Source organism: Serratia sp. BNK-10 (genome assembly GCF_047456065.1).
GTDB classification, from domain to species: Bacteria; Pseudomonadota; Gammaproteobacteria; order Enterobacterales; family Enterobacteriaceae; genus Serratia; species Serratia ureilytica.
The window spans coordinates 667,492-691,514 of the sequence record NZ_CP179894.1 but is presented as its reverse complement, the minus strand read 5'-3'; the positions used below and the strand labels follow the sequence as shown (position 1 = coordinate 691,514).

Sequence of the window (24,023 nt, the reverse complement as noted above, 5' to 3'; positions counted from 1 at the left end):
CTTTTCGGGCCACGCCCGCTGACAGGGAATGACATGCAAACCCAATTTTTTAATGTGACCGTCGAACAATGCGCCTGCCAGCAGACGGCGCCCGACAACCTGGTGAGGATCATCGCCTCCGGCCAGACGTTCTTTTTTTACCGTGACGACTTCAGCGACAGCGAAAATCTGCTGGCCACGCTCGCCGCCGGCGATCGGGTGAAGATCGGCGCTCACCGCCTGCGTGACGGCAGCTACTGGCTGCACTGGCTGCTGCACGGCACGAAAGGCCGGCTGGAACCCGACAGAACGCTGAAATACAAGCTGAAATACTTCGCCCTGCTGGTGCTGGGCGCCGCGTTGGCCGGTGGCTTCCCGGCTGCCTTTTTCATCATGGACCGGGAAGATTCCTGGCTGACCATTGTCCTGTTCTTTATCGCCATCATCGCCGGCCTCATCGGCATCGGCATGGTGCTGTTCGTCGGTTCAGAGCTCTTGCTGATCGGGCATCGCGGCCGCAGGCGCCTGCTCAGGGCGCTGGATCGCGTGCTGCTGGGGCAAGACGTCACGCCGCCCGATTCGCTCAGCCTGAAAATCCCCGGCATCAGATACCGAGCCGTCCGCAAAGACGCCGTGCCGACGACCGCACCGCTGCAGACCGCACTTCCCCTTCCGGACGGCGTCGAGGCCTCCGGCATCGAGACGGTCAACGCCCTGAGCTACGAACTTCGCCACTATGAGATCCCGCGGCAGGTGCAGTATTTGGACACTTACGCGTGGCGTCAGAACGAGACGCACTTCGCGGTGACGACCCGCGCGCTCAACGTCCCCACGACCAAACTGCATCCGGTATTTCGTCGGCAGCATCCGCTTTTCATCGCTAAGGGCGATCCGCTGCAGGTGTTGTACTGCGAGAACGACACCGTCCCCGAGTTGCCTACGGTGCGTGGGATCATCAATCATCGCGACCACCAAACCTATCTCATCGGCGGCAATCGCTACTTCACCGAAGCCGGCCTTAACCTGAGCGCGCGTGTCGTTTTCATCCTGGGCGCGATCATGATGTGTTTGATGCTCGGTCTGATCGTGTGGGATAACGCCGATACCCCAGCGGGCTTTTACCTGGATGCCTGGACCCTGAAGCGCCTCGGCAGTGAGTTGCCGCCGATTCTGCTGCTGATGATGCTGATGGTCAGCGGCCTGGCGCTGCTGATCGAGGGCTTCGCCCAGATCTGCCGCCTCTACGCTTTTGAGCAGCACCGCACGTTTAAGACGTTCAAATACCTGCGCCATCTGCGCCGCAGGCTATGGCGGCAGGAACAGGTGACGGAGCTGAAATGATGACGCTAGCGCTTTATAAAAGACCCCTGATTATCCTGACGCTGTTTTTGGCCAGCGCGCTGGGCGTCTATTTCCTCGCCCCTGAACAACGCTATGCGCAGTGGCAATGGACCCAGAGCGACGAGGCGTTGCCGACAATAGCCCGTTACGATCTCATCCACAGCTACCCGGCGCAGAACGGCGCTCTGCTGCTCATCAGTAAAAGAAGTGAGACCAGCGCCTACAACAGCTTCTACGGCTGGGCGGCCAACTACCTCAGCCAGGTGTTATTCACCGGCCCGAAGGGGTTGCAGATGCTGGGGCAACTCGACGAATCAATCTACGATGCGGTTTGCGTCGAGCAGGAGTGCATGCTTTTTCTGTCCAAAGGGCGCCGGCTGGTCGATGTGCAACGGGGCACCATCGGGGCGCTGATCCCCTGGCCGGAGGGCGACGACAATCTGCCTTCCTTTATCGGCGGCAAACTGGTGGCGCTGTCGGGAAAGCGCGCGCTGTATTTCATCAGCACCGAAGGCGTATTCTACAGCCCGGACCTTGGCGCCCATTGGCGGCAGACGCTGGATCTGCCGGCGCTGTTGGATGAGCGACAGCTGCTGGGCTTTGAGCGCGGCGAGGAGGAGTCACCGACGGCTTACGCCTCCGGTAAGCGCAAATCCATGCCCGAGATCTTTACCGCCGTTGATGGCGATCGCGTGCTGTTTTGGATGAACCCGGTGCTCGGTTCCGGCGCCTTGCACATTGCCGTTAACGGCAAAACCGGCGAGGTGGCCGAACTGCATTGGCTAACGGTGCGCGTCAAGGAAAGCGCGCAGGCCCCGGATGGCGGCATCTACCTGATCGCCCAAACGCTGGACAGAGGACTGTATCAGCTTCTGCGCCATCAATCCGACGGGCAGTTGGCGGTGCTGTTGGAAAACGGCGATAAATCGCTGTATCAGCTGTGGGCGGGCAACGACAAGCTGGTCGCCCAAACGGATAACGGCGATGCGCGCCTTTCGCTGATTTTCGATCTGCGTTCATCCGAAGTGCGCTACCGACAGCCGTTGGAGTACCGCTACAACGGGCGCGACGACGCACGCCAAACCGTGATCGAACCGGAAAGCCACTATGGCGATGACGGGGAGACCCCGGCGCTGCCCTACTTCGTTCGCTATCGATCCACCACGCCATGAACATGAGGAATCTGCCATGCTGTTAGGCTATGGCGCCGGCGCCGCGGGGCTGGTGGCGCTGTTGTTGGCGCTGCTGCCCACCGGCATCCTGCTCGCCTGGTGGGGCTGGCGCTACGCCGCCGCCCGCTGCGGCCGCCCGCGGCCGCCGCTCTCCTGGCTCGGCTTTCTGCTGGCCTCGGCGCTGGCGGTCTATCCGGTGGCGTGCGTGCTGATGCTTATCGGCATCGCCATCCAGGATATCAAGAGCCAGCGGGCGGAAGAACACTGGAATCGGCGCAGCTACCTGACGCTCGACGAGGCAAAACCGTTCGGTGAAATCACGCTGCCGAAAGGCAGCTGGGTAAACCGGCAGGAGCCGCGCCAGCCCGGCACCGAAGACAGCCCCATCACGATGGACGGCGTGACTGCCGTGCGTTTTCCTCAGCCGCAGAGCGTGGCCGGCGTGCCGATCATCGCCTTCGAGGTTTTACCGCCGGTGATGGAGCTGGCAGGTGCGCATACCTTCACCCGTCCAACCGGCCAAACGGTGCACTGCGAAGCCGGTTGGCTGGTCTCTTTCTCTTTACCGCCGGATAAGCCGACCCCGCAGTGGGAGGAGTGGCAGGCCGGGCTGCCTGCGGCGGCGTTTCGGCCCAGCGACTGGATCTTTAGGGAGTGCTTCTCCGGCAGCCCGATCGCGGTGCTGACCTTGCACAACGGCGAAGTCAGGGTGCTGCCTTAAGCCTTACGCCGTGGCGTTGGGCAAGCGCACGGTCACGCGGTTGTTGGCCGTTGGCAACTGCAGCGGCGTTTCCTGCCAACTTACCGCGATAACCAATACCGGCGGGGCCGGCACGCGCGGCTCACGCCCGCCTGGCCCCACGCTGTAGGCATCCCATTCAATCACAAACACCCCGCCGTCTTGCGGCTCGACCCGCTCGACGAAAAAGGTGGTGTCCGAACCGCGCCCGCCCGCCGGTTTATGCGCATACGAGAGCAGGCTGAACCACTCGCCGGCGAAGTAGAGATGGTATAGGCCATCGACGATATGCTCGCCGCGGAACTGGCAGCCGCCGACGCTCAAACCGTCACCCGACGGGGATCCCGCCACGCGTTCGAGATCGCACACGAAGCGATCGGTCGGCCTGTTATCCAGCAACAGTTCATAAGGCGGCGTGTGCAGCAGCGCGGCAGGATCGGCCGCCTGGCGCAGATCCGCCGGCAACATCGCGCGCGCCGCCAGCACGCGGCCGCTGGGCAACGTGATCTCCAGCCGATCCGCCGGATCCGCTACCCACTGCGGCACCCACAGACCGCGCACAAGGTGCAACGGCGTGGCCTCCACCTGCCGACACGTCGCCCGCAGCCGCACCAGCGCCTCAGCGGAACCGGCGGCCAAGGCTCCCAGCTCGCGATCGGTCAACGCAGGCAGCGCATACATCGCCCGGGCGGCGGGCTCGTATACCGTCAGCTCCTCTCCCTCGCGGCTGCGGGTCGGTATCAGGCGCAGCTTGCCATCGTCCACGTCCTGCGGCGCGGCGCAGGCGCCATGCACAATCGCCCCGTCGCGCAGCAGCAGCGTCCAAAAGCTGGGGCCGCCCATGCCCAGTTCCCCCACGCCGCCAATCTGCCGGTCGCTGTCGCCGGCGTGCGCCATCTCAATCGGCTGCGAACGCCAGTCGGTCTTGCGCCACTCTGCCGCTTCTTCAGGTTCTTGCCCGCTTTTAGCGGCGTGCTTCGCCCATTGCAGCGCGGCAAACAGCGCGATGCACAGCACACCCCAAACCGGGTGATCCTGCCAAATCAATAACCAACCGACGATCAAAAGCGCCCAGGCGGCCATGGCGATATCCTTTTCGAAGAGAAAACCGCCTGATTCTAGCTCAGGCGGTTAGTGGGGTTGAAGCCTATGCCATGAATAATTAGCCGTTAAATAGAAAGGTAATAATTTCAGCGTTATTTCTGTGACTATGAAGATCACATAAGTAACGCTTCACCGAGTGGTCCCAGCGTAAAAACATAACTCTCTGTATCTCAATAAATATTTATTGCTCGATTAAAAAAACAGAAAGCGTAAAGAGAAAAAATCGCAATAATTTGTACATATTCTAAACATTGACTATGTTTAGACATACTATTTATATGCAGGAAAAAATACCGAATAAAAAATCAGAAAGGCGCTTAAAAAATTAACACAACCTTGCTTACCGCGAGGAAGAAAAACTCTTTTCCAGCAATATTCCGAGGATATTTTATCTCCACGGAACGGGTCACTTTGCGTTTTATCAGGCCAATAGGCTACACACCGCAATTAATATCATTATTAGCATTCCGGAGACCGACAATGAAAATCGTTACGGGCATTATCCTTACCTCTGTAGCCGCCTTCAGCGGCGCGGCTTACGCGGCCGATGCACAACCTACCACCGGCAACGCGGAAGTGATGCTGGAACACGTGCACGCCGTGATGGAAAACGGCAGCCCGGCGCCGCAGCACGACGCCGCCTGCCAAAAAGAACTTTCCATGCCGGAATCGAAATATATCGGCATGAAGGTCAAAACCGATTACACCATCAACAGCAGCACCATGATGATGTCGGCCAAGTCGATGTTCCCATCGCCGGATTCCATGAAACCCATGGAGCTGACGGTCGATCTCTCCGCGCTGGGCCTGGCGGATGTGTATGCCTTCGGCGCCTTTAAACCGGCCGCATTGCCGCAGGCCTATATTTATTTCACCATCGACAAGGATTTTAAAAATCCGGTCAGCACCTTTATGATCATTAACCAAGGCAAGCAATATAACTGCGTGATCTCCAGCTCGAATAAAATGATGAGCAAAGAGATGCGCGGCAAGATGATGATGAAGAAACAGTAACGGAATGAAAAACGGCGCTTCCCGCAACAGGAAGCGCCGTCAGCAAAGCCTTAAATCAGACCAGGATTGTATTTCTGGTTGAACTTCTCTTCCGATTGGAACAGATAAATAATGCCTTCGATAAAGCCGACAATCGATGGGATCCCCGTCCAGCAGAACAGCAGGTAGAACAGCCCCCACCACTTCATCCCCAGGTAAAACTTGTGAATGCCCAGTCCGCCCAGAAAGATGGCCAACAGGGCCGCCGCGAGCTTGTCTTTTCTGCTCATAGTGCACTTCTCCTAACTTCTCACCGAACCACCGGCATGTCCAAAAACGGATGCCGCTCCACAGAGCGCCGCATCGCAATGCTTGAGGAGGAAAACATTCATCCATCAAGGCTCAACAGGGGTAATTATAACAGCGGATGATTAAACGGTTGTTTAACCGGCGAAAGGATAAGCAGGGGGATGCATGGGAAGCGAGGCTACAGATACTCGGTTTCGGCTCAAAAAAACACGCACGCAGCCAGGATCTCGTCGGCATAGCGGTCATTGTAAGAGATAAGGTTAAAACAGATTTTCATTGCCTGATATTGGCATACCGTTCTAATTTTTAGTTTCCCTGGTGAATGCCTGCAGACGGCTAAAAGCAGCTCAACTTGCAGGTGTTCGAAAAATGATTCTATCACGACGCTAAAGCCCATCACGTTGAATATTATGCGCCGCGATCGCGTTCGCCATCAGTGCATAATCCTTGATGACACCCGGGTGACGACGCCCTGAGCAGAAAATAAAATCACAGCGTTGCTCATCTTCGATCAGTTTTTTTGCCAGATGCCTGACTCGCAATTTGGGTGTTGCATTAATTCTGGTCACCCGCCCTCTTTCAGTTTCATTACTTTGCGGATGAACCTTTTCTTCATACTCGCCAATCATCAGGGTTATTTTATTAACGCTTTCAGCGATTGTTAACTTACCATCAGGAAGCAACGCCCCATTCCCCCACCAGATCGATGGACTGGCCGCCAGATAATTTTGAAACGCGTCAGGATGGTTCAACAGCGTATAAAGTACAAAATGCCCGCCATGTGAATGACCTGCCAGCGTTTGTTTGTCTGTATTGATTGGGTAGCGTGACTCAATCCAGGGCTTAACGCATGTGATGATAAACTGATAAAACGCCGGCGCTCCGCCACCGTCAATAAACTCTTTATCATCAGAGGGAACCGTATAGTCGCGGGTTCTTGCTTTTAGTATATCCACCCCATCCTGATAGCCGATGCCCACATAAAGAATATTGTCGTTGTTTCTACTCTGATGGCGTTCGGTCAGCTTGGTGAATTGAGTATTGGCATCGAGAAAGTAAAGCGCGTTTAAATCTCCATGCGCTTGCTTGTCATGAGCAATAAAAACCCTATAACGTTGACCATTAAAGTTAAAGTCCTTCGTTCTTGAAATCAAACATCCACACATAACAACCTCACTTTATAAATAAGCCAGTGATTTAACATTGGCGATAATGTCTTTTCCCAGATAAAAAAAGACGGTGAGGTTCAACCGTAGCAACGTATTATTCTGCTTACGACGCTTGCTGGTTGTGTGAGTGATTAAACAAACACGTTTGTATTATACCTTGCAGCGCATTGCCACGTCGCGATAAGCAGAAATATCAACCGCAAGCGTTGCAGACGCCAGTGCTGCGTATTTTTACAAGGAAGGCAGTGAAACTTGAAATGGTGCCGATAATAGGAACGACAATAACACATTATCACTATGATTTTAAATGAATTTAAAGATACGAATATAACCTCTATACCTATAAATATACACAGCAAACACAGGGTGAACCCACCGTTTAGATTGCAAACGGCGCAGCGAGCCAGGTATCGTCGCAAAAAAGATTCCCGGGAAAACTGCACACCCTGTTCACAACCCTTAATTTATATTTTAATTTCAATGAATTACCACGTTATTAGCTATAATATCACTGAACATCGCTGTTCACCTTAGAGTTAACAACCCAGATCCGAGCAGGCTTGGTAACAAATACCGTTATGATTTTTACCCGACGCTATAAGCGCTCCAACATCGATTTTGAACGCTGAAAAACACTGCCGACGAACGCCGCACGAATCCACCAATGAGAAGCGCTCCCGCGCCCACGTTAAGAATTATGTTTACCCTCCTGTTCCGCAAGTAGAATACGGCTAAATACCCCCTCCATTTCGCGCACTTTTTTTATAAACACGTCCGGTGAATACACCACTCCGGCATGAACAACATAGTGCAATGCCATTTCACGCGCTTTTTGCGCCACCCATTGATGTCTTAACATAATAGTAACCTCTCTCATATCAAAATGATGCGAGATGCCGCGTATGCAGCAATCGCTCACAGTTAAATTTTTAGTAAAATAAATTAAACAGATTAAGCAGTGAGTGAGGCGTATTCTCTAACCCCAGTTTCCTCAAACCACTGATCTTTTGACTGCTGATTGTTTTGATACTTTTTCGGGTTCTGAAAGCGATTGCCGTTAAACTCATTCCTGATGCTGCGAACCGCAACACGGTATATTCAGCTTGCGATAACAGATCACCTTTTGCTGCATCAGACTCCGACCCGCTCCCCTCGACAATTTCTCGTTCAAATGCCTCAACGCTTGCGCTCTCGTCAATAAACCTCAGTGTTTTCATTGATAAATAATTCATGAGTGCCGCCAGACGCTTTTGCGTAATGAATATTGCTTTTCTTAACCAGAAAAACTGCCTACTTCTCATTAATACCAACAACTCGGAATAATTCTCATCTGTTACATGAATCAAAATAGTTGCATTGGCACATTCCTTATCAACTTTATAACCAGAACTGAGATGTTCTATTGTATAGTCTGCTTTATTCTCAAAAACAGTCTTTAATGCCAGATACATGTACTGACATTGACTGAGCAAAAAGATCTTTTTCATATCGATTAATACGCTAATCAGTAAAATACAGCTCTTGAATGTGGAATGGTGTTTATTAACTCCCCCATCGATTAGAAACCGCGCCGCTCAAAACGCCTGTCAAAGGGAAATAATAGCGCCGCCTCGCGTCTCAATTCGTCGGCACGCACGTATTGTTGCTGCCGGTACAAGATAACCAGCAGGTTCGCATAAACGTTCTTGTCTATACGGCGATTCAAATACGCTTGAGCCCACTGCGCATAGCTCTCTAACAACTGCTCTTCCTGTGAAAAATTGAAAGTCATCAACGTGACCAGTTGCCGATCAAACTGCACTCTTTCTGCCTGTGTCCAGCTTACCCACGCCGGCAACGCCTCTACGTTGCGCATCTCCTGCAACCCAGTACGCTCCGCCTGGGTGAGTATCTGGCCGCAGTACAATCCCGCAGCAGCAACGGCCAGGCCCGACAGCGACATCAACAGCATTGGGTACTTCCATCGTTTCAGCGTTCCACCTTTGCCTAAACGTGGGCTGACCAGACGATCGAGCATCGCCAGCAGCATCAAAAATACCAGCCAATGCAGCGCAGATAGGTAGAAAGGGTATTCCGTCTGGCAGTGCAACACTATCGGCAACAGAGCGATAAACAGCCCCAACGCTTCTCCGGCAGTGGTTTTGCCGCAGGAGAAAGCCCGTTTGTCGCGCCAGTGGGCGCGCGCAACCAATTTCAGCCCCGCCCACATCAGCAACAACATGCCCAGCAGAGCGACAATCCCGCCCTCAACCCACCACAGCAACAGCTCGTTATGCGGATGTCGGGCAATCCCCACGCCGTGAGTAGATAAACCTTGCGCCAGGCGAAAGTGCTGAAAGCTGTATTCGAAGCCGCCGTACCCCCAGCCAAGCACCGGTTTCTCGGCAATCATCGCCAACGTAGAACTCAGCATTGCGTAGCGCGCCTGATTAGAGCTGGCGTGGCTGGCGTAGCACATATCGCTACCCAACCACATCACCATGACCGCGACAGTGACACCGCCCACAACCAGCACTGAAGCAATCGTTACAGCCCGCGGATAACGGCGGCAAAAGCAGAATAGAACTGCGCCTGACACTAAAACGCCAGCCAGCCAACCGGTGCGGGATTGTAACCACACCAGCACCATCGACAGGAGCATCAGCGCTGCAGCCAACGCACGACGGCGCCAGCGTTCCCCGCCCAGCACTGAGAGATGGAAGCCCGGCAGCACAAACGCCGCCAACGCCAGCGCGAGCCCGGTTGCGATAAAACTGGCGGTAACGTTGGGCTGCTGAAAAATGCCAAGAGCGCGCCCACCGTTTGCGGGCACCCAGAATTCGGCAAGCGGTGGTGCAAACAGTTGCAACAACACCACAAACGCTTGCACCGCCGCCGCAGCCAGAATCAAGTACAGCACCGCATGGCGCTGGCGCGCGGTCGTACGTACCTGCAGCCAAGTGAAATAAAACACCGCTCCGGCAAATAGCCCCCCCAGCCGCCATAGACCGGCGTTTTGCCATTCCGCACGCGTGTATATAACCGGCACAACCAGTATCACCATGGCAATCAGTATTGCGCGGCAAGTAGGTGTTATCACGACTCGGCTCAGGGCGGCCGGTCGCCATGATGCACCTATGAATATGGCAGCTCCCCCCGAGATCAATAGATTGAACGGCAGCGTGAACCCTGTGCCTCCAGGATTTGAGATATAAATTATCAGTGGAATAAAAAACAATAACGTTAATAAGAAAGAGATACGATCAAATTTCATGCGCGAACGGTTCTTATTTAAAGCTGGCTTTGCAGATAATGGCGAAGATCGTCGGTCATCATGAACTCGCCGATATGCTGCACGTTGTTTCTCCATCCGGCTCGCCATCTGGGGCTTTCCCCCGGGTATTGCCCCGTTGGATGACGGGCAGGCCCAGAGGGCGCCACATTGCGAGCGCACAGAGCAATCCACCCCTTGGTCGATGCTCTGAATGTCAGTATGGCTCCAGTACGATCACCTTGCTGGCTCGATACGTTCCCGGTTTAGCATTTTCCGCTTCCAGCCGAGCACTGACATACATCCGGTCCCACATGTTTTGAAAAGTCAGGGTCCCAGTCACACCCGGCCCCAACGTAAAGGTGTCCCCGCCCTCCACGTGCGCTATAAAACTGCTTTTGCAATCAACCCCCACAGTGTAACCAGCGCGGTCAGCGCCCGTTGTGCCAAGGGTGAACGTGAAATCCTGGAGCGGCTTCATGGTGCATTTGTCCATCGGCCAACTCTTGGGCCGCATACAGAAATGGCTGTTGCTGTTCGCCATTTGTTGAGCTGACAGCACCCCCCACGGTGTATGTAAGCCCTGACCTTGCAAGATGCCTACCACCAGACATTCGAAGCCGGGCCCAGCGCCTGAATGAGGCCCAAAGGTAGTGGACCACCCAGAGTTGCACTCCGGCCCGAGATCCCAGTCGTATGCATCGACCATATCGGTCCCGTATCGCTTGAACCTACAATTCGGGTGCGTCGGCGCGCGCGCTGTCCAATCACACCCGTTGAACCCAGCCCACTGGTTCCCACTACGGCATGTAACCGAGTACGCGCGTGGCCCCCCAAGCGGACGTACTATTTCAACAGGTGCATTGTACATGGAAGCCTGTATATTAGCCTGGTACATAACACCCCGGGAGCAATCATACGGAGAGTCCGTGCACGACAGGATGTATTGTATCTCTCCTTGCAACCAGTCTGCGCCGTGCGTTGCACCAGCCACCACGGTTTGGATCCAGAAAGCACACGCCAGTACGGGTATGGATATGAGAGATCGTAGTTTTAAGTTTCGAAGCATGCCCCCCCCTTGAGAAGTAGAAATGTCAGGCAGAATCGCCCACAAAACAGTGGGTACTGGAGTTGATTAATAAATTCGCATGTCATAGACAATCGAAATTATTCCCCAACATCCTTCGTACCCATAACATCCACCGTGCTTCGTACGTTCGCACCCGCAATTCAGTCTCTGTCGGTGACAGCCCCTGTCGGCGAGCCTGCTCGTAAAGCCGCGCGCGTCGTGCACGGTGGTTTTCCTGCGCTCTGGGCGCTATGGCGGCCCCCGTGGGGGTAAACCATACCCCCAGCCAGTCAAAGCCATGCTCAATCCTGCCCAGTTGGGTCTTATCCGGGTGAGTTTCAAACCCGCCCAGGTCAAAAAATTCATGCAGCCGCTTAACGCTGCGCCGCAGTTGCCAGCGGGTGCGGGTAAACAACAAAAAGTCATCCATATAGCGCGCATACCACACGCCCTCCTGAGCGTTAAAAAAACTGTCCACATGGTGCAATAAGCTGCCGCCAACCAGCGGACTCAGCGCGCAGCCCCGGCAGATGCCGTTTGGCGGGGTATAAAACTCACCGCCGTCTTCGACGCTGTAATGCACGTACTGATGCATCACCTCAAACAGCACCGGGTCTGTCACATGCCATTTCAGTTGATTAATCACTTGCTGTTTACGGATGTGCCGGTAATAGCCGCGAATATCCGTTCGGTAGACAAAGGTGTATTCTCCACCGGCTAGAGCTTCCCGCACTTCCGCCACCGACGCCGCGCTACCGCCATGCCCGCGCAAATGCAGGCAACGAGCCGGTTTTGGCAACAGCGGTTCCGCCAGCAGCGCGGCCCATTTCAATATCAGCGCATCCTGCGCACACCACTGCACCCAACTGCGAGCACCACGCCGCAATACCTGCATCGGCGCCAGGCGGTAATGCCCGTTTTGCAGTTGCTGCCAGAGTTGCTTCTCTTGCTGCGCCCAGTGAAAGCGCAGATGCCAAATGTCGGCATTGGGCGGCGCATGGCGGCGGCGTTGGCACAGCCAGCGATACGCGGCCTGCCATGCCTCAGTGCTGTTATTCATACTCCAGGCTAAAGGTCGCCACCGCACTGAACGGCCCGCGCTCGATGGTTTTGTGCTTCAGCGCCTCCGGCTCGCCCTGTACATAGGCCCGCGCCGTCAGGGTGTTGGCGCCGCTCACCAGCGTCTGCGCCTTGCCTTGCTGGTTCACCGGCAACGGCTCGCCCTGCGGGGTTTCCATCCCGATGGCGATGCCACTCGCCTGGCTGGCCCCGCTCAGCGCCAGCAGCCCCGGTAGCCCCGCGCTTTCCGCGCCGCTGAACGTCACTCTCACCGTCTTGCCCAGGCTCAGGTCGCACTGCGCCAGGCGCAGCTCAAATGTCTGCCCGGGGGTGCGGATGTTCAGGTACAGGTACTTGTCAATCACCGTGTCAAAATCCAGCACCACCGTCTCGTCCCCCGGCGGTATCACGCAGGGCTCCGCGACCAGCGCCCCATGCAGCCGCATATTCTCCGCCGCGCCGGCCGGCATACTGCACAGCAGCAACGCCGAGGCGCAGCAGACCATCCTGTTCACCATGCCCGTTCTCCGCCTCATTGGTACACCGCCAGCAGCGTCGCCGTCGCCTCAAACGCCCCTTCCTTCAGCGTGGCCCCCAGCCGCTTCACCGGCACCGCCTCAAGCACCGGTTTCGCGTTCGGGTTGATGGGTATCGGCTGATTGAGGATGAACCGCTTGCCGTTTTGCAGCAGGCGCACCGCCAGGTCATCCATGTTACTCGCCACGGCCGCCGTATCGTAATCCGCCGCCGTACCGACCACTGCCAGCGTCATGTTCCAGGTTCCGGCTCCTGGGGTGCAGCTTATCCGGTAGTTCACCGGTTGCTGGTAGTTAACGCCGTCCACCTTGCTAACTCCCACACGGTTGCCGAAGTCAACATCCACCTCACCGCCGTCGTTGATGGTGCACGGCGGCGGTTCGATAAGGACGCCGGAGAACCGCATGTTGTCCGCCGCCGTCGCCGGGCCGCCGAGGGCCATCAGCAGTAAAATGCAGCCATAGCGCGCCATTGCCGCCCCTCCTTTCACTGGTATTCCACCTTCATGGTCGCCCCGGCAGAAAACTCGCCGCCGCGCAGGGTCGCCCCGGCCTGTTTCACCGGCACCGCTTCCAGCGTCGGCTTCGTCGGGTAGGTAAAGTTAATCCAACTGTTGATGGGCAGCCGGCTGCCATTGCGCAGCAGCGCCACCCCCAGGCCGTCCTTGTTGGTTTGCAGCACCTCGCCGTCAAAGCCGGCGCCGGTGCCCTGGATTTGCAGTTTCATCGCGTTGTTCGGCGCATTTTTACACTCTACCGAGTACACCACCGGCTGCTTCTTGTAGCTGCCGTCGATGCGGGTGGTCATGACATCGTTGCCAAAATTCACTTCAATCAGGTTGTTGTTGTTAATCACGCACGATGGGGGCGCGATGATGGTCACCGTTACGTGGATGGTACCGGTGAACGCCTGTACCTGCGGAGCGAACACCAACACCAACACCAACACCAACACCGCCAGTCCGCAGCCGGGATAACACTGTCTAAACCTTGCCTTCATGCCCATTCCCTTAGTCATAGCTGAGCTGAAAATCCACCACCGCCGCATAGGCGCCGGGCACCAGCGGTGCACGGGTACGCTCCGGCGTCACGGTATAGTTCAGCGCCTGTTGCCCTACCGCCAGCGCCAGCGGCGCACCTCGGCTGCCAAGGCGGACGTCTTGACCGTGCGCGTCGGTGATGCGCAGCGCCAGACCGGCGGCGCCGCGCACCTTCACCAGTGCCGGGTTGTCAGCATCCGCCGGGGCGATAAAACTGACCGACACCGCCGGCTGCTGCGGGTTCCACACCAGATTACCCGAACGCACATCGCGGTTGTTCGACGCGGTGCGCAGGCAGTCGCGCAGGTGCAACTGCACGTTCACCGGCACGCCACGGTCACCGGCCTGTGCCAGCTGCGCCGTGGCGGTATTCCCCAGTGAGACAGCCTGGTACGCAGAGGCCATCTCCAGCCGGCAGGCGCTTTCGGTCAGCTCACCGCGCACATGCAGCACGCCGTGAGCACCGTCCACCTGCCAGTTGTCCGCCGCCTGCGTAGACGGCAGCAGCCACAGCATCACCGTCAGGCACAGCGGCACCATCAGCGCCGCCAGCGTCACCACCAAGGCATACAACCATTCATGACGGTGATAACCACCGTTCCATCGCCGGGTTCTTGTTCGCATCGCTTCCCCACCTGTGAGTTCCGTGAACCTTATTTGCTGCCTGCCACCGCCTGGCAGCTCGCAGCGTTACAGCTAAACGTCAATTGCGGACGGCCGCCGTAGTCGTTGACATAGGTCAGCACCGGCGCACTCCCCAGCGCAGAGGCGGACACCTTCAGCGGCGCACTGCCCTTCGGCGGTACCATCAGCGGCTCGAAGCCCGGCGCGCTGGCGCCGCCCTTTTTACTGCTGGCGTCAACCAGCGTCACGTAGTACGGCGTCGGGTTGTTCACCTGATAGCCATCGCCCTGTTTGGTCAGCGTCAGCTTTTCCTGCCACGGCGCGGCGGATTCCGGGTTGGTCACCGCAATCGCCGTCGGCCGGTAGAACAGCTTGATGCGCGTTTGCAGCGCCAGTTGCAGCGTATTGGGCTTGTTGCTCTTCGGCGGAATTTCACGCAGGTTGAAATAGAACAGGGTTTCCCGGTCCTGCGCCAGCGTATTGGTCGCCGGCAGCCCCTGCACCTTCACCTGGCTTTTGGCGCCCGGCTCCAGCCGCTGCACCGGCGGCAGCACCGTCAGCGGGCTGCTGATTTTTTTGCCGTCAGCATCTTCAATCCAGCCCTGCGCCAGGTAAGGCAGTTGCTTGTTCTCGTTGCTGATGCTCATGCTCACCGACTTGTCGCCGCCGCTGAAGATTACCCGGGTGCGGTCCAGTGAGATGGCGGCCGTCGCCTGTTGGGTGCCCAGCAGCCCCGCCAGGCCGCCGGCAATTAATGTCACTAGATGGTTGGTTTTCATTGATCTCTACTCTTCAAAAGTGGTTAACGCCTTGCCGTCGGCCATCGGGCCGCAAGGCAGTAACAGGTTGGTTAATTCGCTCAGCGAGAGCGTCTGCGGCAGGGTAAGGCCGCACTGCTCGGCGCCGCCCCAGCTCACGCTCATCGCTTCACCGGCATTAATGCCGCTCAGGTACACTTCGCCGTTATCGTTGACGATGCCCACCTCTTGTCCCTTGCCGTTGCGCACCGTGGCGCCAAACGGCGGCGCGCTGCCGTCTGCGAGCCGCACTACCGCCATCGCCTTCTCGCCGGCTATCACATCAAAGTGGCGGTAGCCGATGGCGCCTTCGGTCAGGGTGGCCTGCGCGACGCTCTGGCTGACTTCGGCGTTCTCCGGCAGCGTGTTCAGGTCGATGCTGAACTGGTTGCGGTAATAGCTGCCCACATCCACCACCACCGCCTTGCCAAAAGCGTTGCTCAGGGTCGGCGTGCTGTAGCCGCGCACAGGAATGCCCGGCACGCCGTCGGTATCCAGCAGCATGCGGGTGCCGCCACTGATGCTGCTGCGGTGCAGGGCCGCCCCTTTCAGGGTGGCGGTCGCACCGCCCTGCAGCGACAACCCGAACGAACTGTACTGGCCGGCCTGGTAGCTGGCGCTGGCGTTCATCTGGCTGATATCGCCGCTGTGGCTGTAGTAGCCGCTGGCGGTGGCGCCGCTGCGCGCGCTGCCGGCGCTCACCTGGTAGGTATCGCGCTCATTCAGCCGGTCGTAGTACCCCACCTGCTGGGTGGTATCGTTGCGGTTGTGGCTGCCGCTGTAGCTCAGCGAGCCGCTGCGGCCCCACGGCAGCGACAGTGACAGGTACATGCCGTCGTCGTTGGTGCCGTTGTACTTGTTGCGGTAACCGGTCAGCGACAGGCTGATGTTCCTGAAACGCCCCAGGTCGAAATAACGCGACAGCGTCAGGTTGTAACGGTCGTTCGCCGGCCGGTCCCAGTAGGTCTGGTGGTTGTAGTTGAGATAGGCACTCAACCCCAGGTCCCGGAACTGCTGGTTAAAGGTGATGGTGTACATCTCCTTGCTGCTGTTATGGCGCGTGCCGTACGTACGAGCATCGAGGTACTCGCTCATCGACATGTAATTGCGCTCCGAGAAGCGGTAGCCGGCGAAGGTCACCTGGCTGTCGTAGTCGTCGAAGCGCTTGGAGTAGCTCAGTCGGTACGAGCCGCCGCGCAGCGTGCCTTCTTCCGGCAGGGTGGCGCGCGACTGGGTGACATCGAAGGAGAGCGCGCCGAACATCATCAGGTCGCGCCCCACCCCCAGCGCCAGCGCGTTGTAATCGCCGCCCGCCACGCCGCCGCCGTACAGCGACCAGCCGTTACTCACGCCCCAGGAGAACTCGCCGGTGCCAAACATCGGCCCGTTGCTGTGGTGCTCCCAGTCCGCCGGCCGGCCGGCCGCCAGCTTGTAACGCACCGACCCGGGACGGGTCAGGTACGGGATGCTGGCGGTGTCCATCTTGAACTCCTGCACGCTGCCGTCCTGCTCTTCCACCCGCACGTCCAGCTGGCCGCTGACCGCGTCGTTGATGTCCTGAATACGGAACGGCCCCGCCGCCACCTGGGTCTCGTACAGCACGCGCCCCTGCTGGCGGATAACCACCTTGGCATTGGTACGCGCCACGCCGGTCACCTCCGGCGCATAGCCGCGCAGGTTGGGCGGCAGCATGTTGTCGTCAGTCACCAGGCTGGCGCCGGCAAAGCGGAAGCTGTCAAAGATGTCGGAGTTTAAATAGTCCTCTCCCATCGTCAGCCGGGCGCCCAGTTTCGGCAGTGCGCGATAGGCGTAGTAACGGCTCCAGTCCCAACTGGAGCGGGTCGATTTTACGACGCCACTCTGGCGGTCCAGCCGCGATTGCCAGTCGGCCCGCAGCCGCCAGGCCCCCAGGTTGCCACCCAGCGTGCCGTTGCCGCTGAGGTTATAACTCTGCGTGTTCTGCTTTTGCTGGCGCTGGGCCTGCCCGTTCAGGTTGTAGTCGAACAGCAGGCCGGGAATCCCCTCGTCCCAGCGCGACGGCGGGTCCCAGTTCTCGGCGGTGTACTCCAGGTACGCCTGCGGAATGCTCAGGTATAAGGCCGCCGCCCCCAAATCACCCCGCACCTCCATCCCTTCCAGGCTCTCAGGGTTCATGCACTGGTTCTGGTGCCACCAGGTGATTTTTTGCAGGGCACTCTCTTTCAGCCCCAGCTGTTCAACCAGCTGCGGCGTAATGCAGGCTTCACTGCCTTTGGCGTCGTCATCCGGCGGGTAATACATCACCGGCTGGTCCGGCAGGTTTTGTTTATTGATATGCACGGTAAACAAATAATCACCGGGCATGATAAAATTGCCGCGAGAAAACTGTTCCAGGTCAATATTGGCGCGATCCGTCACATCCAGTACGTCGGTATTGAATTCAATATCAGCAGCCACGGAGCAAGCCGCATTTCCCGCCAAAACAAAGGCAATCAGCCGCCCCAATATTCTCGGTCGTAATTTCCCTGCACAACCATATGACGGAACAATTGACATCCGCAGACCCTTATCAAAAATTATTTAATTCACAGCTTTGGCATTCAGACAGGTTTAGTAGTAATCCATTTTAAAGCGCACCGTGGAGTAATAGCTCCCGGCTTTCATTACCTGGTTATTGCCAATCAACCTCAACCCGTAATTAAACTCCAACGTCCCGGGTTGAATCTCATTTTTACTCATAGGAACACCAGGCGCAGCGACATTCCCCTGCCTATCGGTTATTTGTAAGGCAATACCTTTCGCGTTACCGTCAATGCCAAAAAGATCGGCATCCGCTTTACCATCAAAGGTCACGGCAAAATATCGCCAGTCATCCAGCGCAGGGTTAAATTTCTCCAACGCACAGTTCACCAACTTAATGGTAAACTCGTGCAATTCACCGTGACCGTCGCGAATAATTTGGCTGACGGGCACTGTTGCCATCGTAATGGTTTGATCGAGGCTTTCGGTATCAATGGCGCAGGCCGAGGCGATAATCCGGCCGTTTACGGTCACTTCGCCACGCCCCTGATTGGCGGATTGCGCCAAAGAAGAACACAGCAACAGATTGATAAACACCGCACTGTGCAATATCCATTTGCCACACTGTGAATACATACCTACTCCCCCACATAACGCGTTAATCAGCAGCATGCGGGTTGCCCCGCATGCAATTAACTGTGCGAATTAATCGCCGTGGGCTTATTGGTACGCCAGGGTAAAGTCAGCAACAGAGTTGAATTCACCCGGGGTAATGGCAGCAGATGCGCCGTCGCCCTGCAGGTGAGCGCTGAAGCGCAGGGTCGCCTGACCGTCTTCAATTTTTTGCGCCTTGCTGGTTTTGGTCAGCGGCAGCAGTTTACCGTCAACATCGTTGATTGCGATGCTGGCACCGCGCGCGCTGCCTTTCATTGCCAGCAGGCCAGGCGCCGCTTCAGACTCTGTGCCGCTGAAAGTGGTGGTTACGCTTTTAGCCGTTTGCACATCGCAACCAACCAGTTTGATCAGAATATCCTGTGGGGTAGACTTGCCGCCGTTTTTCAACTGAGCAGAAGTAATGTCACCCAGCTTCACGGTCTGATCCAGAGTACCTGGCTCGATTGAGCACGGTGCATCAACGATAGAACCTTTAAAGGTAACAGAACCGCCACCCTGGTTAGCTGCGTTAGCCATAGAAATAGTGCCCAGAGTCATTAGCGCTGCCAGCATGATTTTGTTCAGTTTCATTGTGTTAATTCCATATATACAAGTAATTAATTAAGGAAAGAGCCCTGCGATAACGCCCTACTCTTTTTATACTTTCACTCTCGCCAGCACAGAGAGCTAAGCTCCCCCTGTTTCGGCGATGTGAGAATGATACCCACCAACAAACCTCAACAGCAAAATAAACTAAATAAATTGACTTATACAACATAAACAACCAAAAATAATTTGTTTATTATTTTTAAATTCTGATATTTATTGAAAAAACAACATGCTGAAGATTTTTAATTCATGATAATAAACATAAATTTCCAATCGATATCGTGAGCATCAGAAAAGATAAGATTTTTCTTGAAAATTCCAATCCGGCAGATAGGATAACGATAGACACACTCACCTGAAATCAAATATAAAACTTATAAAAATGAAATATATAATCAAAAAAACTGTTGTTTTCGATTCAAACGAACTGACATTGTGCCTGTATGAAAATACGCAGATCGTGGCTAGACTAACCAAACCTGCCACACGTTTACTACTGGCATTAATACAAAATAATGGGATCAGTGTTACCCGGGAGACATTATTGGACAATGTATGGCTTACCTATGGCTTTACAGCTTCCAATGCAGGATTAAATAATTACATCAGTGAGTTGCGTAAAGCATTTGCGTCGTTAGGTTGTCATCATGAGCTGATCATCACCATCCCTAAACTGGGCTTCAGATTTGAAGCTGAGGTCGATCTTTCCGATGCAGGCACCGCCGCGCCAGAACAAAACCAGAACGATGAAGAAAATGAGGTGCTAACCAGCCCTGACGAAATTGAAGAAGCAGTGCTGACAAAACCACCGACTTCAAAAAATGAGGCGCCTTCGAAGCGCAATCGGAATTTTATTGTTTTAGCCAGCTCCGCGCTATTTCTTGGGCTTCTTAGCGCTATAGTTTTAAATAATACGCATCACAAAAACTATGATTATCATAAAATTATCAGCATTGATCGCTGCGACATTTATGTACTGAACAAAACACCACTGCTTGTAGATCCAGCAGAAAAAATAAACTTCGCACTAAAAAGAGAAGGAGTGGATTGTAAAAACATACCGAGCGATGTTTTTTACCTAGAGGATCGTATTAGTAAAAAAAACGTGCGAACAGATTTAATCTCCGTTTGCAGCAAAGCGGATAACAACCGGTACGACACCTGCTTCAATATCAAAAACCAGAGAAATACTTCAATATGAAAAAACTGCTGCCAGGGCTCTTAACTCCACTCTTCTTGCTTTTTTTTTCATTCAACACGCTTGCGGAAGAACCGTTCAAATGCACATCACATTACAAAATAATGATAGAAAATGACAGGGGCCCCGTTCAGTTCGATGGCCGCCTAACCTTATTTTTAAAAAATGAGAAGGAAGGTTTTTTTTCGTTAACGGGTAAAGTAAAAACCAGCAAAAGTAGCTACCTGCTTTTCCGCACCAGCCATTTCTCTCTGGTTCCGCAAGAGATCAACCCTGTCAAACAGGCAAACATTACTAAAGTGATTAAACACCCCAGCGATACGACTCCAGAGGATATCTGGCTGGCAGACATCTTGCCGGAAATGCCTGGTATCGATTTTCAGATCGAAATATGGCACTTGAGAAATAATCTGATCTTGATTAAATCCCTGAACAGCGGATATCTTATCTGCGCCGCAGAGCGCTAATTTATCTCAGATAGCGAAATTATTGCCGGTTATCTACCTTGGTAACCGGCACATCGCGGCAATTCATCTTTATCGTACTCACTTTGCTGAGTAGCCATATCTTTATATAGATATCCGCCGCCTGAAGTCGTCACGTGGTTGTTACTTGAATCCCCCCTGCATCTTGTTCTGTGAAAAACCGGTGACAAAATGCCAAGTGAAAGTTAGCTTCCTATCCGTATCTAATGTACTCATTTCTGATAAAAGCTACTCATATCGGAAAATAAGTAACAGTACCCTGCCCACACGTAGAAGCAGTTATAAAAAACAACCCCACAAAAAAACATAACACATTGATAATTATAGCATTAAAAAACACCACAAACACCGCCCGACCACCTCCAGCAATAAATAACTTAATTATATTATTTATTAAAATTATAAAAATCAAACAACCATGATTTAAAAAAACACTTTCTTCATATTGACTTTAGCTAAAGCAAAAAACATGATTAATGCCACAGGTAATAAGAACACTTATGGCGAGCACCAGCAAATAAAACCAGTTATTTAACGCATCGTCATTAACAAGCTACATATTTGCAAACACGGTTTCCGCATAGGATATATACAAAACATCTCAGTTCCATTGTTTATACCTTCTAATTACGCTCACGCGTAGCGTTTCCCCTAACCAAGGAGTTGTTATGTCAGACTATCAGGTCACCTGTATCAAAAAATCCGACCGTCAAAATGTGCATGAGCGCATTCAGGCTATCGGCGGCGTCAATGCCGATGGCACACGCTGGTCACTGCCCCAGGCAGACGCCATTGCCGGTATCGAGGCAGGCACCTGGCGTTTTTGGGTCACTGCCAATGGCCATTCCGTCTGGGTGATTGTCTCAACCAGCGCGGCGGGGAATAAATACCTCAAGACGCAAAATGACGGCGAACAACCCAATAACCTGCTGAGCCTGCCGGAATGCCCCTGATGCCCCCCGAGTTTCATGATTGATACGGTTTGTGGGGCCGCTTGCGGCCCATCGCTTCACCCCTTTTTATTATTGGCCGCTGTGGCGTTCTCACGCCCGCAGTACAGCGGCCCCATAGCATAAGGAAATACTATGTACGGTTCCGCGACCGCCAGAAACCTGCCTTCAGGGAAAAAACAGCGTATCGCCGATTTATTATCGCAAATTATTGAAACGCTGGATCTCACCAAAACCCAATACGCCAACATCGAAAGCGCCTATAACGGCGTCGGCACCTTTCTGTCTGAAGGCAACGACCCGCTATTGCAAGACGCCGTTATTTACCCGCAGGGCAGCGTGCGGCTCAACACTACCGTAAAACCCAAAAACGAAGAGCAGTACGATATTGACCTGATTTGTTATCTGCCCCATGCCACCCAGGCGGATTATACCGGCGTGATATCGGCCATTCGCCAGCGGCTGGAATCGCATAAAACCTACAAAACGCTATTAAGCGAGTTACCGCGCGGGTTTCGCATCAATTACGCCGGGGATTACCATCTGGATATCACGCCAGGCCGCGATCACACCAGTGCAGCAGAACGTTTAGGCCAGCCGCTATGGGTCGTGGATGCACAAACCGCCTGGAAGGAGTCCAACCCCAGCGGCTACGCCGAGTGGTTCGAGAGCAGCGCCAGCGCGCAGCCCCTGCGCTCCATTCTGGTCATGGATTCCGCCAGCCGCGTCGGCACCGAGGCGTTACTCCCGTTGCCGGACAGCACCGACAAGAAATTGCTTAATCGCATCGTGCAAATTCTCAAACGCCACCGTGACGAATGGGCCGCAGAACAGGATGAGGTCCAGCAGCGCTGCCGCCCAATTTCGGTCATCATCACCACGCTGGCGTGCCATGCCTACAACCACATCATTGCTGACAGGCGCGCCTACGACAACGACCTGGATATCCTGTTAGACGTGCTGGAACTGATGCCGGATTTCATCGTGTCGGCACAGGGAGAAATACAGGTCAGCAACCCGCACATGCCGGAGGAAAACTTCGCCGAGAAGTGGAACCGTTCAGAGCAGGATGAAGGCCCTCAGCGCAGCGAAGCCTTTTACCAGTGGCATGCCACGGCCCAAGCGACGTTTAACACCATCGCCGCCAGCGTGGGGGAAGATAACCTGTTCCTGAGCCTCGAAGACAGCTTCGGCAAAGACCCGGTCGATGTCGTCAGGCAACGTCTGATGGAGCATATGCAGTCAGCCAGAGAACAAGGCAGCCTGCATTTGGATAAGAAAACCGGCGGGCTGATTGCCACCGGCCTCGCCGGTACGGCAGCCCAGGCCGGCGTGCCTAAAAACACCTTCTACGGTGAATAACGTGGTTATCAGGCATCACTGCAAACCGCTGACCATCGCTCAGCAATATCGCGCGTTGAAAGCCGGTGGTCCGTATGAACGGTTGCGCATTATCCATCACGACCGCACCCTGCTGTGGGAAGGGTGGTTGCAACCCTCGCTGTTTAGCCGCCGCTACAAGGTCGTGATCCGGTACAGCCTCGGCACCCCACCGATTTGCGTGGTGACAGAACCGGATCTCTTCACGCTGGCTGGCACACGGGCCATCCCGCACCTGTATCCCGCCGACAAGCATATTCCCGGCGCCAGGCTGTGCCTGTTTTTGCCCCTTTCACAGGCCGACGACGGGCTCAGCGAATGGCGCGCCCAGTTAAAAATCAGCGACACCCTCATTCCCTGGGCGTCGCTCTGGTTGTTTTATTTTGAACAGTGGCTGCACACCGGCCACTGGGAAGGCGGCGGTAAGCACCCACGCACCTGCGAGGTTAAAAATGAGCGTTGAACATGAAGGCTTTATCTCGGTCGATATTGAAACCGCCGGGCCCATCCCCGGCGTGTGCAGCCTGCTCTCTATTGGCGCCTGCGTCATCGACCGCCCGGCGGAACGCTTTTACATTGAAGTGCAGCCGCTGAATCTGCATTACGAGCCTGAGGCGCTGGTCGTCACCGGTTTCAATCTGCAGACCCAAATAGCGCGCGGCATCGACCCAAAAGAGGCCATGCAACAATTTGCCCACTGGGTAACTTCCGTCACCAACGCCAGGAGCAAACCGATTTTTGTCGGTTTCAATGCGGCGTTCGACTGGTCATTCATCAATTACTACTTTCACGTTTATCTCGGCCATAACCCGTTTGGCTTTGCCGCCCTCGATATCAAGGCTCTGTACATGGGCGCCACCGGCTGCGACTGGCAGGACACCCGCTCCAGCCGTATCGACGCCCGATTTAATCTCAAAAACCACGGCAGCCACAACGCGCTGGATGACGCGCTGTATCAGGCTGAGATGTTTGTGAAAATCAACGCATACATGAGGGAAAAGCACTGACATGGAAACGGTAAAATACATTCTGATAAAGCTGGTCGACTGGAAAACGCGCCAGCGGAA

Annotated in this window: 25 protein-coding genes; 10 read left to right on the top strand and 15 right to left on the bottom strand. The window is 55.0% G+C overall.

The features are described from left to right. Positions 1 to 33: 33 nt before the first annotated feature. Genes ACMGG9_RS03310 through ACMGG9_RS03300 form a run of 3 tightly spaced genes read left to right on the top strand, consistent with a single transcriptional unit; the run spans position 34 to position 3,213 of the window. Positions 34 to 1,320, top strand: a complete 1,287-nt coding sequence (locus tag ACMGG9_RS03310) for a hypothetical protein (RefSeq protein ID WP_147880947.1) — start codon at positions 34 to 36, stop codon at positions 1,318 to 1,320. Continuing rightward, entirely contained in the window at positions 1,317 to 2,492 is a 1,176-nt protein-coding gene (locus ACMGG9_RS03305; protein WP_147880948.1) for a hypothetical protein, read from the top strand. Before ACMGG9_RS03310 ends, ACMGG9_RS03305 begins: the two co-directional genes overlap by 4 nt. A 16-nt stretch (positions 2,493 to 2,508) precedes the next feature. Then, positions 2,509 to 3,213, top strand: a complete 705-nt coding sequence (locus ACMGG9_RS03300) for a hypothetical protein (RefSeq protein ID WP_147880949.1) — start codon at positions 2,509 to 2,511, stop codon at positions 3,211 to 3,213. A 3-nt stretch (positions 3,214 to 3,216) separates the two neighbouring features. Here ACMGG9_RS03300 and ACMGG9_RS03295 read toward each other — a convergent pair whose 3' ends face one another. Beyond that, on the bottom strand, positions 3,217 to 4,314 hold the full coding sequence (locus ACMGG9_RS03295; RefSeq protein ID WP_147880950.1) for a hypothetical protein: 1,098 nt from the start codon (positions 4,312 to 4,314) through the stop codon (positions 3,217 to 3,219). Between the two features lie 501 nt (positions 4,315 to 4,815). On the opposite strand from ACMGG9_RS03295, the gene ACMGG9_RS03290 reads away from it, so the two are divergent. Next, on the top strand, positions 4,816 to 5,349 hold the full coding sequence (locus ACMGG9_RS03290) for a hypothetical protein (protein WP_033651031.1): 534 nt from the start codon (positions 4,816 to 4,818) through the stop codon (positions 5,347 to 5,349). Between the two features lie 50 nt (positions 5,350 to 5,399). Here ACMGG9_RS03290 and ACMGG9_RS03285 read toward each other — a convergent pair whose 3' ends face one another. From ACMGG9_RS03285 to ACMGG9_RS03220, 14 genes are all read right to left on the bottom strand, one after another. Next, positions 5,400 to 5,618, bottom strand: a complete 219-nt coding sequence (locus tag ACMGG9_RS03285; protein WP_033641985.1) for a TM2 domain-containing protein — start codon at positions 5,616 to 5,618, stop codon at positions 5,400 to 5,402. Between the two features lie 405 nt (positions 5,619 to 6,023). Further along, positions 6,024 to 6,791: an alpha/beta hydrolase gene (locus tag ACMGG9_RS03280; protein ID WP_414161917.1), complete on the bottom strand. Its 768-nt coding sequence runs from the start codon at positions 6,789 to 6,791 to the stop codon at positions 6,024 to 6,026. A 703-nt stretch (positions 6,792 to 7,494) separates the two neighbouring features. Then, positions 7,495 to 7,665: a hypothetical protein gene (locus tag ACMGG9_RS03275; RefSeq protein WP_265526735.1), complete on the bottom strand. Its 171-nt coding sequence runs from the start codon at positions 7,663 to 7,665 to the stop codon at positions 7,495 to 7,497. Between the two features lie 70 nt (positions 7,666 to 7,735). Then, positions 7,736 to 8,293, bottom strand: coding sequence for a LuxR family transcriptional regulator (locus ACMGG9_RS03270; protein WP_414161916.1), 558 nt, complete (start codon positions 8,291 to 8,293; stop codon positions 7,736 to 7,738). 71 nt (positions 8,294 to 8,364) lie between these two features. Next, on the bottom strand, positions 8,365 to 10,155 hold the full coding sequence (locus tag ACMGG9_RS03265) for a Wzy polymerase domain-containing protein (RefSeq protein ID WP_414161915.1): 1,791 nt from the start codon (positions 10,153 to 10,155) through the stop codon (positions 8,365 to 8,367). Positions 10,156 to 11,207: 1,052 nt separating this feature from the next. Beyond that, the gene (locus ACMGG9_RS03260; RefSeq protein WP_414161914.1) at positions 11,208 to 12,185 is read right to left on the bottom strand and encodes a reverse transcriptase domain-containing protein; all 978 of its coding nucleotides are present in this window, start codon (positions 12,183 to 12,185) and stop codon (positions 11,208 to 11,210) included. Beyond that, entirely contained in the window at positions 12,178 to 12,702 is a 525-nt protein-coding gene (locus ACMGG9_RS03255) for a fimbrial protein (RefSeq protein ID WP_414161913.1), read from the bottom strand. The genes ACMGG9_RS03260 and ACMGG9_RS03255 overlap by 8 nt, the downstream gene beginning before the upstream one ends. Before the next feature lie 14 nt (positions 12,703 to 12,716). After that, positions 12,717 to 13,193: a fimbrial protein gene (locus tag ACMGG9_RS03250; protein WP_414161912.1), complete on the bottom strand. Its 477-nt coding sequence runs from the start codon at positions 13,191 to 13,193 to the stop codon at positions 12,717 to 12,719. Between the two features lie 14 nt (positions 13,194 to 13,207). Next, complete coding sequence (locus tag ACMGG9_RS03245; RefSeq protein ID WP_414161911.1) at positions 13,208 to 13,720, bottom strand: fimbrial protein; 513 nt, start codon at positions 13,718 to 13,720, stop codon at positions 13,208 to 13,210. A 10-nt stretch (positions 13,721 to 13,730) separates the two neighbouring features. Continuing rightward, complete coding sequence (locus tag ACMGG9_RS03240; protein ID WP_414161910.1) at positions 13,731 to 14,384, bottom strand: fimbrial protein; 654 nt, start codon at positions 14,382 to 14,384, stop codon at positions 13,731 to 13,733. Between the two features lie 29 nt (positions 14,385 to 14,413). After that, the gene (locus tag ACMGG9_RS03235; protein WP_414161909.1) at positions 14,414 to 15,163 is read right to left on the bottom strand and encodes a fimbria/pilus periplasmic chaperone; all 750 of its coding nucleotides are present in this window, start codon (positions 15,161 to 15,163) and stop codon (positions 14,414 to 14,416) included. 6 nt (positions 15,164 to 15,169) lie between these two features. Next, positions 15,170 to 17,716, bottom strand: a complete 2,547-nt coding sequence (locus ACMGG9_RS03230; protein ID WP_414161908.1) for an outer membrane usher protein — start codon at positions 17,714 to 17,716, stop codon at positions 15,170 to 15,172. A gap of 54 nt (positions 17,717 to 17,770) precedes the next feature. Beyond that, on the bottom strand, positions 17,771 to 18,316 hold the full coding sequence (locus tag ACMGG9_RS03225; RefSeq protein WP_265527265.1) for a fimbrial protein: 546 nt from the start codon (positions 18,314 to 18,316) through the stop codon (positions 17,771 to 17,773). A gap of 84 nt (positions 18,317 to 18,400) precedes the next feature. After that, positions 18,401 to 18,925 (bottom strand): fimbrial protein, encoded by a 525-nt coding sequence (locus tag ACMGG9_RS03220; protein WP_265526725.1) that lies wholly within the window; start codon positions 18,923 to 18,925, stop codon positions 18,401 to 18,403. 400 nt (positions 18,926 to 19,325) lie between these two features. Here ACMGG9_RS03220 and ACMGG9_RS03215 point away from each other — a divergent pair, with 400 nt between their 5' ends. From ACMGG9_RS03215 to ACMGG9_RS03190, 6 genes are all read left to right on the top strand, one after another. Next, positions 19,326 to 20,144 (top strand): winged helix-turn-helix domain-containing protein, encoded by an 819-nt coding sequence (locus tag ACMGG9_RS03215; protein ID WP_414161907.1) that lies wholly within the window; start codon positions 19,326 to 19,328, stop codon positions 20,142 to 20,144. Further along, the gene (locus ACMGG9_RS03210; protein ID WP_265526723.1) at positions 20,141 to 20,608 is read left to right on the top strand and encodes a hypothetical protein; all 468 of its coding nucleotides are present in this window, start codon (positions 20,141 to 20,143) and stop codon (positions 20,606 to 20,608) included. Before ACMGG9_RS03215 ends, ACMGG9_RS03210 begins: the two co-directional genes overlap by 4 nt. A 686-nt stretch (positions 20,609 to 21,294) precedes the next feature. After that, complete coding sequence (locus ACMGG9_RS03205; RefSeq protein WP_414161906.1) at positions 21,295 to 21,579, top strand: DUF3892 domain-containing protein; 285 nt, start codon at positions 21,295 to 21,297, stop codon at positions 21,577 to 21,579. Positions 21,580 to 21,711: 132 nt separating this feature from the next. Next, entirely contained in the window at positions 21,712 to 22,938 is a 1,227-nt protein-coding gene (locus ACMGG9_RS03200) for an SMODS domain-containing nucleotidyltransferase (protein ID WP_414161905.1), read from the top strand. A gap of 1 nt (position 22,939) precedes the next feature. Continuing rightward, positions 22,940 to 23,419 (top strand): hypothetical protein, encoded by a 480-nt coding sequence (locus tag ACMGG9_RS03195; protein WP_414161904.1) that lies wholly within the window; start codon positions 22,940 to 22,942, stop codon positions 23,417 to 23,419. After that, positions 23,409 to 23,963 (top strand): 3'-5' exonuclease, encoded by a 555-nt coding sequence (locus tag ACMGG9_RS03190; protein WP_033631434.1) that lies wholly within the window; start codon positions 23,409 to 23,411, stop codon positions 23,961 to 23,963. The genes ACMGG9_RS03195 and ACMGG9_RS03190 overlap by 11 nt, the downstream gene beginning before the upstream one ends. The last annotated feature ends 60 nt before the right edge of the window (positions 23,964 to 24,023 follow it).